Source organism: Komagataeibacter melomenusus, assembly GCF_013155395.1.
Lineage (GTDB): Bacteria > Pseudomonadota > Alphaproteobacteria > Acetobacterales > Acetobacteraceae > Komagataeibacter > Komagataeibacter melomenusus.
In genome coordinates this window covers 71,598-89,895 of the sequence record NZ_JABJWC010000004.1, presented here as the reverse complement: position 1 = coordinate 89,895, position 18,298 = coordinate 71,598, and the positions used below count along the sequence as shown (strand labels likewise).

The window sequence follows — 18,298 nt, the reverse complement described above, 5'->3', positions numbered from 1 at the left end:
TAATGAAATAAAACACAACTATAGAATGTCGTTCTGCTCAACGAGGTCACGGTTGCGGCATTCCGGTATGAAACAGGTTGTGCCAATGGTGATGCCCGCAAGAAAAATGACATAGCCCGCAATGGGCAGCCACGACATCTGGCCGGGATGCGCCGCGGATGGTGAAAAGGTTGCAACCCACCTGATGATGCACGATCCGATAAGGGGCGTGATGCCCCCTGCAATCACGGCCGAGACTTCACGCGCCAGCGATACGGCCATGTACCGGTGCCGGGCGCCAAACATTTCCGGCAGCATGGCCGCCTGTGTGCCGAACATGCCCCAGGTGGTTACCCCAAGTGCGATGGACAGCGCGATCATGGCAGGCAGCGGGCGACCGGTACTGAAGGCATACCAGACTGGCAGCGCCGTGACGGCCTGCAGGATGGCAAAGGTGCGATAGACCCTGATCCGCCCGAAACGGTCACTCAGCCGGCCGGCAATCGGCACGGTAAAGCCGCCGATCACCGCAGCCGTTATCAGGGATGTCGTGCCCAGCAATCCGCCCAGACCCATGGTGTTGACAAGATAGCTGATCGCCAGGACCTGATAGATGGAGGAACCGCCATTTTCGGCCATTCTCACGCCAATCCCGGCCAAGATCGTGCGCCATGACCCCTGGATGAGGGAAAAAAGCGTTTCACGCTCCTCCGCCACCTTGCGCTGGATCATCTCGAAAGTAGGCGATTCCCGAAGTTTGAGGCGCATATAAAGCGCAACCACAAGAATTATGGCACTGACCAGAAACGGCAGCCGCCATATCCATGAATGCGTGATGTCGCTCACCCCGAACAGGAGGCTGCAATACACCACGGCTGCGATAATGGTGCCGATCTGGATGCCAAGGAAGGGCAGCGAGGCATAAAACCCGCGCTGGCCCACGGGGGCGTATTCCGTCATCATCACGGCGGCACCGGCCTGCTCCGCCCCAGCACCCAGCCCCTGCAGCATCCGGGCCGTAATGAGCAGGATGGGGGCCCATATCCCTATTGTCTGGTAGGTCGGGATCAGGCCGATACCCGTGCTGGCCAGGCCCATAAGGGTTATGGTCATCAGCAGGACCTTCTTGCGCCCGATATGGTCGCCCAGCCGACCAAAAACGATTCCGCCAATGGGGCGCACGGCAAAGCCTACAAAATAGGTTGCAAAACTGGCGATCAGGCTCGTGACCGGCGTGGCGGAAGGAAAGAAAAGCGGCCCGAAAACCAGTGCCGATGCCAGGCTATAGAGTGCGAAATCGTAATATTCCAGCGCACTGCCCAAGGAACATGTCCATGCCGCGCGACGCAGTTCGCTTACCGTCAGGGCAAGGCGAACCGGGGGAGACACGATCCGGCCATCTGCGCCGACGGCCCCGAATGCTGCTTGTGTCATGGGATTTCCACTTCGACCTGACGGCCCGTAAGGGCCGATTCACGAATGGCCAGCGCTATGGCCAGTGCAGCAAGGCCATCTTCGCCGGTCGCGGCGGGTTGCCCCGTGCCACGCACCGCATTGCTGAATGCGGCAAGGGCGTAGTGATAGAGATTGTGGTGGTGAACCGGTATTTCCCTTTCACCCCCGGCATTGCGCATGAACAACCGCCCCGCGGCCCGCTGGCTCATGCAGTCGCGTCCGATCAGGACACCATCACTACCGTAGAACGCGACCCCGCCTTCAGAGTAGGGAACGGTATAGGAACCATGGATCTGGACCAGGACATCGCCCGGAAAGCGCATGACCACCATGATACCGTCCTCCACGCCATCATGGGCCAGGCGCCCGCTCTGGGTCATGGCCATGACATGCGTTGGATTACGGCCGATCAGGAAACGCAGCGTGTCGATGTCATGAATCGTGCTGTCGAGTATCAGTCCGCCCCCGTTGGGGTCGTTGATACGCCATCCCTGCAGGGCCTGGGGCAGGAAATTGGCATGGAAGACCCGCACGGCATTGAGCCGGCCTATTTCTCCCGCTTCCAGCATCTGCCGCAGTTTCTGGTGCATGGCATTGCAGCGCAGATGGTGGTTGACCCCCAGCACCACGCCTGCGTCACGGCAGGCAGCGATCATTTTGCGGGCATCATCCACGCTGAGCGCAACCGGTTTTTCGCACAGGACATGTTTCCCGGCGCGGGCTGCGGCAAGTGCCTGGCTACAATGAAACTGGTTGGCGGTGCTGATATAGACGGCATCCACGTTCGCGTCCGTCAGGATCGTGTCGATATCCGTCGTATGGGCGGGAATGCCGTTTTCAGTGGCAAATCGCGCACCGCGCTCTTCGCTCGAACTCAGCACGTTCCGGATCTGACTGTCTGGCTGCGCATGAATGGCATCGACAATCCACTGCCGGGCAACATTACTTGCGCCAATCAGACCCCAACCGATAGGGCTGTTCATGGGATAATCAGGGACAATTGCAGGCCCTCTCCATAACGGGCACGCTTCCCCAACAGGGGGCGTGTCTTGTGGCATTGGCATGGGGAAACAACAAAAGTTTTGAATTTTTATTTATTTTTTATTTCAAGACATCAGTAACAGGCGATGCCAGACTGAAAACGCAGCCCTACCGCACCAGTTTTGTCAGGTAGAAAACAAAATCGTGAACGTGCAGCACCCCGGTCAGGTATTCTGGGGCTGAAGGCCATCACCGGGGGCCGTAATGGTGCTGCCTTTTGCCAGCACGCTGATCACAAGCGCGGTCTGCCCCGCATTCCATGCCATGTTAAGGAGGCTGTAAGGAATTTCTTCATTGCCCCGTGGCGCCAGCATCTCCATTGCGTAGCGGGCCAGGCGATTGTACTGCCCCACCGTATATGTCATGCCGCGTTGCCGCCCCGACCGGTGCGATGGATAAAGAAGAAACAGCGGATCATCCGCAAACATGACCGCAGGTGGAAAATCAGGCTCGTACCAGTCCACAACGGCATCATAAAGATGGTCGCGGCCCGGTTTCATCAGCACATCCGCCCCGGCGGGGGCTGCGACCAGAACCGTCTGCACCCGGCAACGCGAACCGGCAATGGCCAGCGCACTGTCCAGCCTGGACTTTGACGGGGCAGATTCCTGGCCGCCGGTTCCATGGCCTGTCAGAACCACAACGGCGCCACATTGCACCAGATGTTCGGCAAGGGCGGGAACATCAGACACGCCAGCCAGCACGACATGCACCGCACCGATACGGATACAGGCCAGGACTGCGACAATACTTTCCATCATCAGCGGCATATGGATCGCAACCCTGTCGCCACGCTGCACACCCTGGTCCAGCAGGGCGTTTGCAAGACGGCAGACATGCTCATGCAACGCCTGATAGGAAACCCGTTCCTCCGGCCGCGCGCCTGTTCCGGGCCAGATGATCGCGGCCCTGTCCGCATGATCGCCCAGGTGCCGGTCAATGCACAGGGCAGAGACATTCAGCATGGGCAAGGCATATTGCGGCAGCGGATCGACAGGCGGCGAGAGCGCATCATCGGCCGGTTGAGTAGCGTGCTGCCGCGCATGGATGGCAGGCAGAACGAACACGTTATCATAAGTCCTGCTGATCATGGACCGGTTCCCCATTGTTCAACTGCTCCGTCACGGCTCACGCGCGATGCAGTCATGAATTAAAAGAGAGGTGACGTGTGCCCTACACGAAAAAACGCGAGGATGGACGAACGCCTGCCAGGCGGACACGCGCCCCCTGCCACAACCGGGAGCCGAAGCGGATGGCCTTCACCCGCGCGGTCCGGTGCCACAAAAAGCTGTTGTCGGTATGGGGGTGTGCCCCGTCATGGCATTGCATAATGCTGTGCTCTTGTTTGCTTTTGTTACCACGGACTGTGACAAATCCCGGTTGCGGACGGAAGATGTTTTGCCGTTTAAAGGGGCGAACGCCGCGCCGCGAATTGCAAAGGTTGCGAAGATGAGAAAAGCCGCCACCAAAATCTTCACCGGGTCACGCATCCGTCATCAGCGCGACCGCGCGGGCATGACACAGAGCGCGCTGGCGCTGCGGCTTGGCATATCCGCCAGTTACCTCAACCAGATCGAACATGACATACGCCCCCTGCCCCTGCCCTTGCTCGGCACCCTGTGCGACATCTTTGCAGTAGGGGCGGATTATTTCAGTGATACTGAAGAAACACGGGGCATACAGGCATTACGTGAAATACTGGCCGACCCCGTATTCGACACGGATGCCATCAGGCTCGACAGCATCCAGGCCGCCATGCGCGCGGCACCTGATCTGTGCGCCCAGTTTGTCCGGCTCTATCGCGCCTATCTGCTACGGCAGGAACACACGGCGGCCCCGCTGGTCGGCGCAGCCGCGTCATCACACGCCAGACATGATGATGCCCCGGACCGGGTCGAGCCGTATGAGGCCGTCAATGACTGGGTGCAGCTCCAGCGCAACTATTTTGATGAAGTCGACCGCACGGCGGAACGTCAGTTCGAGATGATGCGACTGGATGAAGGAAGTCCCCGGGAGCAGTTGACCCGCTACCTTCTGGACCATCATGGCATACGCACGCAAACCGATCTCGGCCTGGGACAGCGGGGAATAATGTGGCGGATGGACCGGCGCGCACGCACCATCTTCCTTTCCCGCATCCTCCCGGCGGAGAGCAGTACGTTCTGGATGGCGCAGGCGCTGGGGCAGATCGAGCATCAGGCCGTGTTTGCCCGCACCATCCGCCGTTCCCGCCTGCGCGAAAGCGAGGCACGGGGACTGGCGCGCGTCTATCTGACCAATTACTTTGCCGGGGCACTGCTGCTGCCTTATGAACGTTTTCGGGTCACCGCACGCGAGGTCCGCCATGACCTGGAACGGTTGCAACGCCATTTCGGGGTCAGTTTTGAACAGGCATGCCATCGGCTCAGCACCATGCAACGCCCGGGAAGCGAGGGCATACCCTTTTACTTTCTCAAGACGGATATCGCAGGCAACATCCTCAAAAGTTTCAGTGCGAACCGCTTTACCCAGTCCCGCTTCGGCGGTCCGTGCCCATTATGGAATATTTTTCGCGCATTCAGCACGCCCCAGCAGGTACAGGTCCAACTGTCACAGACGACTGATGGTGCCCTCTATCTCAACATAGCCCGCACTGTGGGGCGCAGCAGCATATCCTACCTTGACCGCCCGCGCCTGACCGCCGTGGTTCTGGGCTGCTCCATTGCTGATGCCGAACACCTTGTCTATTCCGCCGGACTGGACCTGAATGACCCGCGGATGATCATTCCCATCGGGCCGGGGTGCCGTGCATGCACCCGTGAAGACTGTCACCACCGTGCCCTGCCCATGGTCGGCCACCGGGTTGATATCAACAATGAGGGGCGCGGTATCGCGCCCTATCGCACGGCATTATGAAAACCGGCTTTTCATGGCGGAAACCAGACTGTCTGCTGTCTCGTTAGAGCGAAGGACCATTCCCTTTTGCCATGCCCTGTCAAGGCTGCCATGCTGGCGCGACCTGTTCCGGCAAAGCGGCGGCCCTGTTACAGGCGGGGAGCATTCTGAACGTGTGTACTGAAGCAAGCCATCCAGACATCGGTTCTTCCCTCACCGAGGCACTGGTGATCCACGCACCGCATGACCTGCGGCTTGATCCCGCGCCCCTCCTCCCGCCCGGCCCTGATGAAGTGCGGGTGAATATGGCCTGGGGCGGCCTGTGCGGCTCGGACCTGCATTATTTTGCGCATGGGGGCGTTGGCGCATCCATTCTGCATGCCCCCATGGTGCTGGGGCATGAAGTCTCGGGCCGCGTTGATGCACTGGGCCGCGATGTGACAGGTTTTGCCGTCGGTGAAGCGGTCGCCATTCATCCCGCCCAGCCATGTGATCACTGCCCCGAATGTGCGCGCCAACAGCGCAACCTGTGTCGCAACATGCGTTTTCTGGGCAGTGCCGCCCGTGATCCCCATACCGACGGTGGCTTTCGGCGGGCGATGACTGTCAAGGCGACACAACTCCATCACCTTCCCCCCGGCCTGACGCTCCGTGCCGCCTGCCTGGCCGAACCATTATCCGTCGCCCTGCATGCCATTGCGCGCGCGGACGATGTGCGCGGCCGCAGCGTGATGGTGCAGGGAGCAGGGCCGATCGGGCTGTTAATCGTGGCGGGGCTGGTCCATCACGGCGCAAGACGGATTGTGGTAACCGACCTGGAGGATTTTCCACTCCAGTGCGCAACCCGGCTGGGGGCCAGCAGGTGCTACAACACCCGCCATGCCGCAATGGAGGAAGAATTCGATATCCTGTTCGAAGCCACGGGCGTGCCATCTGCCCTGCCCGCGGCCATAGCCCGCACCCGGCGGGGCGGCATACTGGTGCAGGTTGGCATGTTCCCGCCAGGCGACATACCGGTGCCGATTACCCAGATCATCAACCGTGAACTCGATTTCAGGGGCTCTTTCCGTTTTGATATGGAATTCGATGCCGCACTGGCGCTGCTGGCTGAACGGCCCGAAATTGCCGATATTCTGGTAACCCGGCAGTTTCCCCTGAGCGACTTTGCCGCAGCCTTCGCCCTGGCGCCAGACCGCAGGCAGGCTGCCAAGATCCTGCTATCCCTGGGCACGTGACACGACGCGACCCGTTCGTGCCCGGACATGGCGGCGGAAACGGGCGGGAAGTCCGCTTTTTGCCTATACGGAAGCGGTTATGCCACCATCAACCATGAGCACGTGCCCGTTGACGAAACTGGAGGCATCGGAAGACAGAAAAACCGCCGCCCCGACAAGTTCCTCAACATTCCCCCACCTTCCGGCAGGCGTGCGCTGGCACAGCCATTGGGTAAATGCCGGGTCGGCCACCAGCTTTTCATTCATTTCCGTTTTAAAATAACCCGGTGCAAGCCCGTTGACCTGCAGGCCATGACGCGCCCAGTCCGTTGCCATGCCCTTGGTCAGGTTTTTGACCGCCCCCTTGGTTGCGGTATAGGGTGCTATGCCCGGGCGGGCCAGTTCGCTCTGTACTGAGCAGATATTGACGATTTTCCCCCGCCCACGCGGCAGCATATGCCTTGCTACGGCCTGCCCCACAAAGAAAACCGCGTTAAGGTTCGTGGCGATCAGGGCATCCCAGTCCGCCCGGCTGAACTGGTCCAGCGGGGCACGGCGCTGGATACCCGCATTGTTGATCAGGATATCAACTGGCCCGTATTCGGCCTCTATCTTTTCAACCCCGGCAATGACAGCGTCCTGATCCGTCACGTCAAAGGGGGCAATCGCGGCCTCCACCCCTTCGCGCTCCAGCATGGAGCGGGCCGCCTCCAGTGGCTCGGGATGGCGGCCATTCAGCACGATTTTCGCCCCATGGCGGCCAAGACCCCGGGCCAGGGTCAGGCCGATGCCGCGGGAGGCTCCGGTCACAAGCGCCCGTCTTCCGGCAAGTGAAAAAAGGGTATCGTCCTGCATGGCAATGTCCACCCGTGTTATCAGGACCCTGATCATAGCAGGACCATACGCCACTGCCCGCACACGTCTGCGCGTGCGAGAGGGCAATCGTGCCGCAGCCGCGCGCTATTGGCCAGCATGCTCCGCAAGGCCGATATGCCCGGATCAGTCAAGACAGGGTTACCGGGCCATAAGGTGCTTCAGGCCATCCCTGCCTGCTACGATCACTTCGGACGTGCGGCCAATGAACAACCCGCTTTCGATCACGCCCACAATGGCGCGGATTTTGCGTGCCAGGGCCACGGAATCCCCTATTTCCCCAAAATTGCAGTCCAGTATCAGATTGCCGCCATCGGTATTGAAAGGTACGCCATGCGGGTCCAGCCGCAGGGTGGGGCTTGCGCCCAGATCGTGCAGCCGGGCGGCCGTGAGTTCCCAGCCGAACGTCGTGACTTCCACCGGCACGGGCATGTGGTGGCCCAGCCGTGGCACCAGCTTGCTTTCATCCACCACCACCACGAAGCGGCGTGAAGCGGCAGCCACGATCTTTTCACGAAACAGCGCCCCGCCCCGTCCTTTTATCAGGTTGAGCGTGCCCATTTCCACTTCATCCGCTCCGTCAATATCAAGATCGATCTGCGGGTGGGTGGCAAACGTGACCAGTTTGATCCCGTGCGCGCGCGCCTGCTCGGCCGAATGCTCGGATGTGGGAATGGCGGCAAACCGCAGCCCCTCCGCCCAGCGGCGACCGAGTTCGTCAATCATGTAGGCCGAGGTGGTGCCCGAGCCGAGGCCTACCACCATCCCTTCCCTGACCATGGAGGCGGCTTCAATCGCGGCAAGGCGCTTGTGTTCCTCACGCGGGTCGCTTGTCTGGGCTGTCATGTCCGGGCTCCTGCTATCCTTCTGGCTGGCTGTCTCCACCGCGCTCATTGCCCTGCCGCCGCCTTGTCCATAAGCCAGATGAGTTCACCCTCGGTGGTGATATGGCTGGCAGGTTCCGCCGGGTCGCCCGCGCGCACCCTGGCAAAGGCTTCGTGCTTGCCAGCGCCTGCCAGCATGAACACCACGTGGCGGCTGGAATGGATGGCGGGATAGGTGAGCGTGAGCCGGGTATGGGGCGCATCATCAGGCACGCAGGTCGAGACCCACAGCTTTTTCTCCTCCAGCACGGGCTGGCGTGGAAAAAGCGAGGCGGTATGCCCGTTATCGCCCAGCCCCAGCATCACCACATCAAACAGCGGGCGACCAGGCTCGAGCGTCTTGCCGCCATAAACCGCCGCGAGTTCCGCCTGGTACTGCGCCGCCGCCTGCACCGGGTCGCCCGAGGTGGGCATGGGGTGCACATTGCCGGGCGGCACCTTTACGTGCGCCAGCATCTCGGTCTCGACCATGTTGTAGTTGCTGGCTGCATCGCTCTCGGGCACGAAGCGCTCATCGCCAAAGAAGAACTGCGTCTTCGCCCACGGGAAGCGGTCGCGATATTCAGCGGAGGCCAGGATCTGGTACAGCCGCCTGGGCGTTGACCCGCCAGACAGGGCGAGCACGAACGGGCCGTCCTTTTTGGCCAGCGCCTGTGCGGTCAGCCATTTCGCCATATGTTGGGCAACGGCCTCGGCATCGGGCAGCACCACCATGGCCCCGGTTTTCACGTCGTGTCCTGCGGTCATGTCAGGCTTCTCCCAGCACGAATTTCTCGATTCCATTGGCGAATCCTTCCGCCTCGCACGAGGTGGAAACATAAGTCGCCTGCTTCTGCACCTCGGGGCTGGCCTGCCCCATGGCGATCGACATGCCGCTCTTGCGGAACATCAGCACATCATTGGGCTGGTCGCCCAGGGTCACCATCTGGCTGGCGGGAATGCCCAGCAGGCGTTCGAGCGCCATCACCACGCCGCCCTTGTTGGCGTCCTTGTTGGTCACATCAACATAATAGGGCTGCGACAGGGCAGCGGACGCCGTATCGCCCAGCGCCTGCTGCAGGTCGTGCTCGAGGCGCTTCATCAGATCAAGGTCGTCGCTCACACCCGTGATCTTGACCACCTGGTCCAGCTTCGCCTCGACATCACCCACCACGGGCGGGAATTTGACCGTCCACTGCTCGCGCGCCACGTGCGGGGCATCAAGTCTGGAGACGATCCAGTCATTGCCGTCATACACCCACGGATCAGCCCTGTGGTCGCGGATGATGCCGATGACCTTGCGCGCGGTCTCTGCTGGCAGGGTGCGGGCCTCGATCACGGTAAAATCGGGCCGGACCATCATGCCGCCATTGAAGCCTGCGATCGGCTCCGAAATTTTCAGCGGGTCGATCACCATCTTCATGCCCTTGGGCGGGCGGCCGCTGGTAATGGTAAAAAGGATGCCCCGCGCGCGCAGGCGCTCGACCGCGCGGATGGCCCGTGGGGTCAGGATCTTGTCCTTCGTGACCAGTGTGCCATCCACATCGGCCAGTACAAGGCGTATCTTGGATTCAGGCAAAGGCGTGTTCTCCTGTCAATATCATGTCAGTCAGGTTGAAGTGCGCGTCAGGTGCCGTCAGGACCCGATTTTCAGCCAGTGCCGGTGGTCGCGGGCCAGCAGGTCATCGGCAGCCTTTGGCCCCTCGCTGCCAGCGGCATAGAAATCCAGTCCCGCGGGGGCGTGCATCCAGTCCAGCACGGGCTGGACCACGCGCCATCCGGCCTCGATATTGTCCGCGCGCTGGAACAGGGTCGCATCGCCTATCATGCAGTCATACAGCAGCGTCTCGTAGCCGGTGCTTGGCCCCTCATGGAACCATTCGGAATAGTCGAACTTCATGCGCACCCCACCCAGATGCACCGTAGGGCCGGGAATCTTGGCGGAAAACTGCAGTGTCACCCCTTCGGTCGGCTGGATATGCAAAAGCATGATATTGGGGGTCAGCCTGTCCACCGGCGTATCACGGAACAGCGCGTAGGGTGCTGACTTGAAATGCACTGCGATTTCCGTCTTGCGCGCGGCCAGTCGCTTGCCGGTGCGCACATAGAACGGCACCCCCGCCCAGCGCCAGTTATCGATCATGAGCTTCATCGCAACATAGGTTTCGGTATGGGAATGCGGGTCCACGCCCGGTTCGTCACGATAGCCTGCAACGGGCTGCCCCTTGATGGTGCCTGCCGCGTACTGGCCGCGCACCACGTCATGATGCTGCACGGCATGGATGGCCTTGAGCACCTTGGTCTTTTCATCCCGCACCGCATCGGCATCGAACGAAATGGGCGCTTCCATCGCCGTCATGGCCAGGAGCTGCATGACATGGTTGGGCACCATGTCGCGCACGGCTCCCGTGCTTTCATAAAACCGGGCGCGCTGTTCCACGCCTACCGTCTCGGCAGCCGTGATCTGTATATGGTCGATATTGTCGCGGTTCCACAAAGGCTCGAAAAACCCGTTGGAGAAGCGCAGGGCCAGGATGTTCTGCACCGTCTCCTTGCCCAGATAATGGTCGATGCGGTAAATCTGGCTTTCATCCAGCGTGCGCAGCAGCCGCCCGTTCAGCGCAATGGCGGAAGCAAGGTCGCTGCCGAAGGGCTTTTCGATGATGACCCGGCGGAAGTTCTTCCCGCTTTCCTGCGCAAGGCCCGATACGCCAAGCTGGTCCACGATCGTGCCAAAGAAACGGGCGGCCACCGCAAGGTAGAAAATGCAGTTCTGGTTACCGATTTTCCGGGCAAGGGTATCGTATGTGGCCGTCTCCTCAAACGAGCCGCGCACATAGTCGATGCTGGAGGCCAGGCGCTTCCACACATCATCATGCAGGCTGACGGCCTCGGTCCCGCGACTGGTTACGAAATTTTCCAGCGATGCATGAAAGCTCTGGCGCAGTTCGGCTGCCGGGACATCGGCCCGGTCCACCACAATGATGGAGAAATGGCTGTCCAGCAGCCCCGCGCTGGCCAGGTTGTAGAGTGCCGGGACCAAAAGGCGATGCGTCAGGTCCCCGCCCCCGCCAAATATGACAAATACCCCCGGTGGCCCGCGACGCGGCACGTTTTCATGCTGCGTGTCATCAATCTGCGAGGATGCGGATGCGACAATGCTCTCCATCTTGCTTCTCCCTGGACTTCTTGGCGTTAAAACCCGACAAGGCCGCCCGTGGTCGTTATGCTGCCACCGTGGTCTGGCCTGCCGGGTGGGTTATCAGGCGCGCGCCATCAGGTGTTCGTGCCCTCGATATGGCCACCAAAGCCGAAACGCATGGCAGACAGCATCTTCTCGGCAAAGTTGTTGCCGGTGCGCGAGCGGAAACGCGTGAACAGGGCTTCCGTCATCACCGGAACGGGTACGGCTTCCTCGATCGCGGCCTCGATGGTCCAGCGGCCTTCGCCGGAATCCGCCACGTCGCCCTTGTAATTGGACAGGTCCGGGTTGGCCGCCAGCGCGCGCGCCGAGAGGTCGAGCAGCCACGACGAGACCACGCTGCCGCGTCGCCAGACCTCGGCAATATCGGCCATGTTCAGGTCGAAGCGCTGGTTTTCCGGCAGGTCGGGCGCGTTCTTGGACTTCATGACATGGAAGCCCTCGGCAAAGGCCTGCATGATGCCGTATTCGATGCCGTTATGGACCATTTTGACAAAATGGCCGGACCCCGCAGGCCCGCAATGCAGGTAGCCCTGTTCGGCGCGCGGGTCGAAACCGGGTCTGTCACGGTTCGGCGTGCGGGGGATATCGCCAATTCCGGGTGCAAGGGCGGACAGGATGGGGTCGATATGGTCGGTGGCATCCTTCGTGCCGCCGTACATCATGCAATAGCCGCGCTCCAGCCCCCACACGCCGCCCGAGGTACCGACATCAATGTAGTGAATGCCCTTTTTCGCCAGTTCGGCGGCACGGCGGATATCGTCCTTGTAGAAGGAATTGCCGCCATCGATCAGGATATCCCCCTTGCCCAACAGGCCGCCGAGTTCCGTGACGGCTGCTTCGGTAACCTCGCCTGCGGGCAGCATGAGCCAGATGATCCGCCGCGCGGCGGTCAGCTTCGCCACCATGTCCTTCAACCCGGATGACGCGATGGTCTTTCCGGCCTCGGCCCGTTCCGCGACCCTGGAGATCACGGCGGGCGTGCGATCATAAAGCACCACATCGTGCCCGTGACGTGTCAGGCGGATGGCAATGTTGCCCCCCATCTTGCCCAGGCCCACTATACCGATCTGCATGATTCTACTGCTCCCATGGCAGGGACATGCCCTGCGCTTCAGCCCCTGTTCGGACGGATGAAAAAAAGAGACCCCGCCATTTCTACTGTTCATGGCGGGGCTGTTTCGCCGCGCGATCAGACGGCGGCCCTGATGGCCTGTGCCAGTTTTTCAAGCCCGGATTTCAGGTCACCGTGGATATGCACGCGCAGGGCGCGACGGCCGCGTTCGCCCAGTACTTCAAGGTCCCCACGGGCCTGTGCTTCCTTCACGATGCTGAAGGTATATTTCTCCCCCGGCACCGGCAGGTTTACGGCGTCATCACACGTGATCTGCACGAACACGCCCGTGTTGGGGCCACCCTTGTAGGCCTGCCCGGTGGAATGCTGGAAACGCGGCCCGAATTCGGCAGCCGTGGCCAGTTTCAGCCCATCACGCACCGACAGCCGTACCTGCTGCAGCCATTCACGCGTGGCGGTGTCACGGTCGATATAGGCCAGCAGGGCGACATAATCGCCTGCCCTGCCCCGGGCGAAATGGGCCTTCAGGATCGCTTCCGCCGTGTCGCCCTTGAGGGCGGCTGCATTTTTGGGGTCGGCGTAGAAGGCAAACGTGCCATCCTTGGCAAACGGCTCGTAGGGCGGCAGCCTGCCGGTTTCGTTATAGGCGGTCGTGATCTTTTTGGTCTCGATCTTCGAGGCCTCGACATCAGGCTGGTTGAAGGCGTTGATGCCGATGATCGAACCGGCGACGGCGGTGGCGAATTCCCAGCGGAAGAATTCCTCGGCAATCTGGTAGCGGTCATGCAGTTCGATGGTGACGACCGGCTCACCCGCAGCAGACAGTGCCTTGAACGCGGCATCCTGCTTCTCGCACGGTTTTTCGCTCAGGCGCAGGTAGATGAACACGCGGTCCTTGCCATAAACGGATGCGGGGCCAGCGGTTTCGCCATCAATGGGGATCAGGCCACGGCCATCCTTGCCCGTTGATTCCGCCAAAAGCTGTTCCAGCCAGGCACCCATGTCGTATATGCCGGGCGAGGCGATGATGGTGACCTTGTCGCGGCCAAAGTCGCGCGCCGCCACGCCAAGCACGGCACCCAGCACCACGCCGGGATTCTGCGCGGGCGGCACGGAGGCGGCGCAGGATTTTTCACCCCGCAGGGCAGAGTCCAGCAGCCGCTTCAGCGGCAGGCCCGCGATGGCCGCAGGCACCATGCCGAAATCGGACAGCACGGAATAGCGGCCACCGATCTGTTTGTTACCATAGAAGATTTTCCAGAACTGATCCTTCTTCGCCACGTCCTCCATGTGCGAACCCGGGTCGGTCACGGTGATGAAGTGCGCGCCCGCCCTGTCACCCAGCACCTTTTTCGCCTGATCGAAGAAATAGGCCTTGAGGATGTTGGGCTCCAGCGTGCCCCCGGACTTGGACGAGACGATGAACAGCGTCCTGCTGATGTCGATCCTGTCCTGAAAATCCCTGATCTGCTGCGGGTCAGTGCTGTCGAGCACATACAGGCGCGGGAAGCCTTCATGTTTGCCGAACGTTACCGACAGGACTTCCGGCCCGAGGCTCGATCCACCCATGCCCAGCAGCAACGCGTCACGGAAGCCGCGCGCCTTCACTTCGGCCTGGAATTCCTCGAACTTTGCCAGATCCAGCAACTGGTCATCGACAATGCTGAGCCATTTCAGCCAGCCTGCCTCGTCACGGCCTGTCCACAGCGTGGCGTCCCGGCTCCACAGGCGGCGGACGTTACCCTGCATGCGCCATGTTTCCAATTCGGTCCTGACCGCCGTATCAAGCCCGGCAGGCAGGTTGAGCGTGGTGGTGGTGAGCTTGTGGCCCAGGAACGCCGCCTGCTTGGCGGCAATCGCGCCTAGCAGGGCATCGAAGGCCTCCTCAAAGCCGCGCACCCCTTCCTCCACAAGGCTCCGGGTCACCCCATCCAGATCAAGGCCAAGGCGCCGGGCTTCGCTGATCACCGCGTGGGCGCCCGCGAGGTTCTGTGTCAGTGTCGGTGCAACCTTGCCGTGATCGCGGAAGTCATCAAAGGTGGCAGGCGGGATGGTGTTGACGGTTTCCGGGCCGATCAGGCCGTCCACATACAGCACATCACTGAAAGACTTGTCCTTCGTGCTGGTGCTGGCCCATAGCAGGCGCTGGGGCATGGCACCGGCCTGCGCCAGTTTCTGCCAGCGCGGGCTTTTTACCACGCCCTGCCAGTATTCATAGGCCAGCTTGGCGTTGGCGATGGCGACCTTGCCGCGCAGGGCCTTCAGGGCCGTGGCATCCGTGTCGCCTGCCGCGATACGGTCATCGATTTCCTTATCGATCTTCACGTCGATGCGGCTGACGAAGAAGGAGGCGACACTTGCGATCCCCGCAACACTTTCGCCACGGCTCAGGCGCGCCTCCAGCCCGGCGATATGGGCTTCCACCACTTTCCTGTATGCATTGAGCGAGAACAGCAATGTGACGTTGACATTGATCCCTGCGGCAATGGCGGCCTGTACGGCGGGCGCGCCTTCATCCGTGCCGGGTATCTTGATCATGAGGTTGGGCGCCCCTACCGCAAGCCACAGCCGCCGTGCTTCGGCGATGGTGGCATCGGTATCACGCGCCAGATAGGGCGAGACCTCGAGGCTGACATAGCCATCCACCTTCGCGGTCTGTTCATAGACCGGGTGCAGCACCTTTGCCGCCGCACGGATGTCATGGATCGCCAGGGTTTCATACAGCGTTCCGGCATCCACGATCTGGTGCGCAAGGATCTGGCGGATCTGCGGATCATAATCGGTGCCATGGCCCATGGCTTTCTGGAAGATCGAGGGGTTGGAGGTAACGCCCTTCAGCCCGTCTTCCTCCACCAGCTTCTTCAGCCTGCCGCTTTCGGTATAGGCGCGCTGGATGAAGTCCAGCCAGGGAGACTGACCCAGCCGGGCCATCTGTTTCAGCGGATTGGCGGCATCGCTGCTGCCAGCGTCATACGCGGTCATGGTATGTTTCCTTCATGTGTTGCTGGCAGCCACCCGGCGCGTGGTGGCTGTGCTGTCGCAATTATGGTTGGGCGGGCGGTCAGCGCCGGGCGGCAAGCTGCTGGCGGGCTTCGGTCAGGACGGCGTCCACCGTGAACCCGAATTTGACCTCCAGTTCACCCGCCGGGGCGGACGCGCCAAAGCCATGCATGACGATGGTCGCCCCCTGCAGGCCGACATAGCGTTCCCACCCTAGGCGGGCGGCCTGTTCCACTGCCACGCGGGCGGTGACATCGGGCGGCAGCACGCTGTCGCGGTAGGACTGGGGCTGGGCCTCGAACAGATCCCATGACGGCATGGAGACGATACGGACCCGGACCCCTTCGGCCTTGAGTTGCCCGAAAGCTTTCACGATCAGCCCGACTTCGCTGCCCGTTGCCATGAGGATGACATCAGGCGTGCCGGGGCTGCTGTCGGCCAGCACGTAGGCGCCCTTTGCCAGGCCGGTGGCCGGGGCATAGGTCTTGCGGCAGATGGTGGGCAGGTTCTGGCGGGTCAGCACCAGGACGGTGGGGCGATCAACCAGCGGAACAAGGGTGCGCCAGGCTTCGGCCACCTCATTGGCGTCTGCCGGGCGGATCAGGGTTACGCCCGGCGTGGCGCGAATCTGGGCCAGTTGTTCGACCGGCTGGTGGGTCGGCCCGTCCTCCCCCACCCCGATGGAATCATGGGTGAAGATATACAGCACCGGCAGTTTCATGAGTGCTGCAAGGCGGATGGGTGGCTTCATGTAATCGGAAAAGATGAAGAAGCCGGAGCAGTAGGGCCGCAGGCAGGACAGCGCCAGTCCGTTGCAGATCGACCCCATGGCATGTTCGCGCACGCCGAAATGCAGGTTACGCCCGCCATAGGTGCCGCCCCATTGCGGCGGCTGGAAATCACCGGCGCCATCAAATGTCAGGTGGGTCTTGGTAGAAGGCGAAAGGTCGGCTGATCCGCCGATCATCCACGGGTAGCAGGCAGCCACCTGATTGAGCACGGTCGCGGAACTGGCGCGGGAGGCAAGCCCCTTCTCATCGGTCGGAAAATCGCTGATCTGGCGGTCCCAGCCTTCAGGCAGCTTTCCGGCCAGGATCAGGTCAAGTTCGGCCGCAAGGTCGGGGTGGGCCGTGCGGTAACGGGCCAGCAGGTCGTACCAGGCCTTGCTCGCCGCGGCCCCGCGCGTGGCGATGCCTTGCCGGAAGTGCTCCGGCACGCCTTCGGGCACATAGAAGCTTCTGTCTTCCGGCCAGCCGTAGAATTTCTTGGTTTCGCGTATTTCTTCCACACCCAGGGGCGCGCCATGCGCTGCTGCCGTGCCCGCCTTGTGCGGCGAACCCCAGCCGATGATGGAATGCACGATGATCAGCGTCGGGCGGGATGTTTCCGCCTTCGCCTGGGCGAGCAGGCGGCGGAAATCACCCGTATCGTTCGCATCCTTGAGTTCCAGCACATGCCAGCCATAGGCCTCGAAGCGTTTATGCACGCTTTCGGTAAAGGCGATGCGGGTATTGCCCTCGATGGAAATATGATTGCTGTCATAGATCCATGTCAGGTTACCCAGCTTGAGGTGGCCCGCGATGGATGCGGCCTCGCTCGACACACCTTCCATGTTGTCGCCATCACCGCAGAATGTGTAGGTGTGATAGGTGAACAGGTCGAAACCGGGCTTGTTGAAATGCGCGGCCAGCCATTTCTGGGCAATGGCCATGCCGACGGAATTGCCACACCCCTGCCCCAGCGGGCCGGTCGTGGTCTCGACACCTGCGGTGTGGCCGTATTCCGGGTGGCCCGGCGTGCGGGAATTGAGCTGGCGGAACTGCTCGATATCCGCAAGGCGCAGCGATGGCTGGTCCGCCAGAACGCGCCCGTCTTTCACATCACGGATACCGGCAAGGTAGATCAGCGCATACAGCAACATGGAGGCATGACCGATCGACAGCACGAAGCGGTCGCGGTTGGGCCACAGGGGGTTGGCGGGATCATAGTCCAGGACCTCGCGCCACAATGCATAGGCTGGCGGGGCCAGCGCCATGGGCGTGCCCGGGTGGCCGGAATTGGCTTTCTGCACCGCATCCATAGCCAGTGTGCGGATTGTATTGATGCACAGGGTATCAATATCCACCGGTGCAGTGCCAGCACCATCAGGTGCCCATACGGGACAGGGAAATAATGAACGCATGAAAACCGTCCTCCATTGTCACGGCCAGCCCTGTGAGTTCCGGGCGTTACATGAAACTGCATGAAGGGACGGCTTTCATCCTGTCATGCCCGCATGTCACGTACGTCACATATCTGTGCCGAGATCCATTACCCTGCTGCCATCCGTGACAGTCCAGGGACTGATGCGCTGACATCTTTCCAATATAACCCGGGGGCTGGATGTAATTGATTCAGTCCTGCGGTTCATTCACATGGAACAGGCCGTCATGTCCGGCGCGGCAGTTCCTGCATTGAAGTCCCAATCCTGCCCTAATGCCAGCCTTGCTCATTCACGAGTTCTTGATACGCATTTATTCTTTCCGCGCATGGTCATACATTTTTTATATGCTGTTATGGGAATGTGACAATATGCGTCAATCCGTAAAAATTAGCTGTTTCCGGCCATTTCCAGCAAGAAGCCGAAGGGGAAAACACAGGCGCGTACAGGCTGGGCCGGACACCATGGAACAGGCCCGGATATCGCTCCTGTACACAAAAATATGTGCAAGATCGCATAATT

The 18,298-nt window shown here is 61.2% G+C and carries 13 protein-coding genes; 2 read left to right on the top strand and 11 right to left on the bottom strand.

The window, feature by feature from the left end:
- Positions 1-18: 18 nt before the first annotated feature.
- From HNW77_RS02905 to HNW77_RS02895, 3 genes are all read right to left on the bottom strand, one after another.
- Positions 19-1,413, bottom strand: a complete 1,395-nt coding sequence (locus tag HNW77_RS02905; protein ID WP_172155210.1) for an MFS transporter — start codon at positions 1,411-1,413, stop codon at positions 19-21.
- The gene (locus HNW77_RS02900) at positions 1,410-2,417 is read right to left on the bottom strand and encodes a Gfo/Idh/MocA family protein (RefSeq protein WP_172155208.1); all 1,008 of its coding nucleotides are present in this window, start codon (positions 2,415-2,417) and stop codon (positions 1,410-1,412) included. Before HNW77_RS02900 ends, HNW77_RS02905 begins: the two co-directional genes overlap by 4 nt.
- 222 nt (positions 2,418-2,639) lie before the next feature.
- Positions 2,640-3,566, bottom strand: coding sequence for an AMP-binding protein (locus tag HNW77_RS02895; protein WP_241694254.1), 927 nt, complete (start codon positions 3,564-3,566; stop codon positions 2,640-2,642).
- Between the two features lie 358 nt (positions 3,567-3,924).
- Here HNW77_RS02895 and HNW77_RS02890 point away from each other — a divergent pair, with 358 nt between their 5' ends.
- Together HNW77_RS02890 and HNW77_RS02885 are read left to right on the top strand one after the other, a co-directional pair.
- Complete coding sequence (locus tag HNW77_RS02890) at positions 3,925-5,370, top strand: helix-turn-helix transcriptional regulator (protein WP_172155204.1); 1,446 nt, start codon at positions 3,925-3,927, stop codon at positions 5,368-5,370.
- A 152-nt stretch (positions 5,371-5,522) separates the two neighbouring features.
- Positions 5,523-6,584 carry an alcohol dehydrogenase catalytic domain-containing protein gene (locus HNW77_RS02885; protein WP_172155202.1) on the top strand — a complete coding sequence of 354 codons (1,062 nt, stop codon included), beginning with the start codon at positions 5,523-5,525 and terminating at the stop codon, positions 6,582-6,584.
- 63 nt (positions 6,585-6,647) lie between these two features.
- On the opposite strand, the gene HNW77_RS02880 is transcribed toward HNW77_RS02885, so the two are convergent.
- The 8 genes from HNW77_RS02880 to tkt all read right to left on the bottom strand — a co-directional run bounded on the left by HNW77_RS02880 (position 6,648) and on the right by tkt (position 17,758).
- Positions 6,648-7,454: an SDR family oxidoreductase gene (locus tag HNW77_RS02880; RefSeq protein WP_172155200.1), complete on the bottom strand. Its 807-nt coding sequence runs from the start codon at positions 7,452-7,454 to the stop codon at positions 6,648-6,650.
- Positions 7,455-7,577: 123 nt separating this feature from the next.
- Positions 7,578-8,282: a ribose-5-phosphate isomerase RpiA gene (gene rpiA / locus HNW77_RS02875; protein ID WP_172155198.1), complete on the bottom strand. Its 705-nt coding sequence runs from the start codon at positions 8,280-8,282 to the stop codon at positions 7,578-7,580.
- Between the two features lie 44 nt (positions 8,283-8,326).
- On the bottom strand, positions 8,327-9,067 hold the full coding sequence (pgl, locus tag HNW77_RS02870) for a 6-phosphogluconolactonase (RefSeq protein WP_172155196.1): 741 nt from the start codon (positions 9,065-9,067) through the stop codon (positions 8,327-8,329).
- Between the two features lies 1 nt (position 9,068).
- The gene (locus tag HNW77_RS02865; RefSeq protein WP_172155194.1) at positions 9,069-9,878 is read right to left on the bottom strand and encodes a Cof-type HAD-IIB family hydrolase; all 810 of its coding nucleotides are present in this window, start codon (positions 9,876-9,878) and stop codon (positions 9,069-9,071) included.
- Positions 9,879-9,935: 57 nt separating this feature from the next.
- A complete protein-coding gene (zwf, locus tag HNW77_RS02860; protein ID WP_172155192.1) occupies positions 9,936-11,468 on the bottom strand; it encodes a glucose-6-phosphate dehydrogenase in 1,533 nt (510 codons plus the stop codon).
- A gap of 107 nt (positions 11,469-11,575) precedes the next feature.
- Positions 11,576-12,577: a phosphogluconate dehydrogenase (NAD(+)-dependent, decarboxylating) gene (gnd, locus tag HNW77_RS02855; RefSeq protein WP_172155190.1), complete on the bottom strand. Its 1,002-nt coding sequence runs from the start codon at positions 12,575-12,577 to the stop codon at positions 11,576-11,578.
- Positions 12,578-12,693: 116 nt separating this feature from the next.
- Complete coding sequence (locus HNW77_RS02850) at positions 12,694-15,558, bottom strand: bifunctional transaldolase/phosoglucose isomerase (RefSeq protein WP_172155188.1); 2,865 nt, start codon at positions 15,556-15,558, stop codon at positions 12,694-12,696.
- A 79-nt stretch (positions 15,559-15,637) separates the two neighbouring features.
- Positions 15,638-17,758 (bottom strand): transketolase, encoded by a 2,121-nt coding sequence (gene tkt / locus HNW77_RS02845; protein WP_172155186.1) that lies wholly within the window; start codon positions 17,756-17,758, stop codon positions 15,638-15,640.
- Between the last annotated feature and the right edge of the window lie 540 nt (positions 17,759-18,298).

Excerpts from the sequence above, each read along its gene's own strand:
- rpiA (WP_172155198.1), bottom strand. The coding sequence starts at position 8,282 with ATGACAGCCCAGACAAGCGACCCGCGTGAGGAACACAAGCGCCTTGCC.
- pgl (WP_172155196.1), bottom strand. The coding sequence starts at position 9,067 with ATGACCGCAGGACACGACGTGAAAACCGGGGCCATGGTGGTGCTGCCC.
- HNW77_RS02895 (WP_241694254.1), bottom strand. The coding sequence starts at position 3,566 with ATGATCAGCAGGACTTATGATAACGTGTTCGTTCTGCCTGCCATCCAT.
- zwf (WP_172155192.1), bottom strand. The coding sequence starts at position 11,468 with ATGGAGAGCATTGTCGCATCCGCATCCTCGCAGATTGATGACACGCAG.
- HNW77_RS02880 (WP_172155200.1), bottom strand. The coding sequence starts at position 7,454 with ATGATCAGGGTCCTGATAACACGGGTGGACATTGCCATGCAGGACGAT.
- HNW77_RS02900 (WP_172155208.1), bottom strand. The coding sequence starts at position 2,417 with ATGAACAGCCCTATCGGTTGGGGTCTGATTGGCGCAAGTAATGTTGCC.
- HNW77_RS02850 (WP_172155188.1), bottom strand. The coding sequence starts at position 15,558 with ATGACCGCGTATGACGCTGGCAGCAGCGATGCCGCCAATCCGCTGAAA.
- HNW77_RS02905 (WP_172155210.1), bottom strand. The coding sequence starts at position 1,413 with ATGACACAAGCAGCATTCGGGGCCGTCGGCGCAGATGGCCGGATCGTG.
- HNW77_RS02890 (WP_172155204.1), top strand. The coding sequence starts at position 3,925 with ATGAGAAAAGCCGCCACCAAAATCTTCACCGGGTCACGCATCCGTCAT.
- gnd (WP_172155190.1), bottom strand. The coding sequence starts at position 12,577 with ATGCAGATCGGTATAGTGGGCCTGGGCAAGATGGGGGGCAACATTGCC.
- tkt (WP_172155186.1), bottom strand. The coding sequence starts at position 17,758 with ATGCGTTCATTATTTCCCTGTCCCGTATGGGCACCTGATGGTGCTGGC.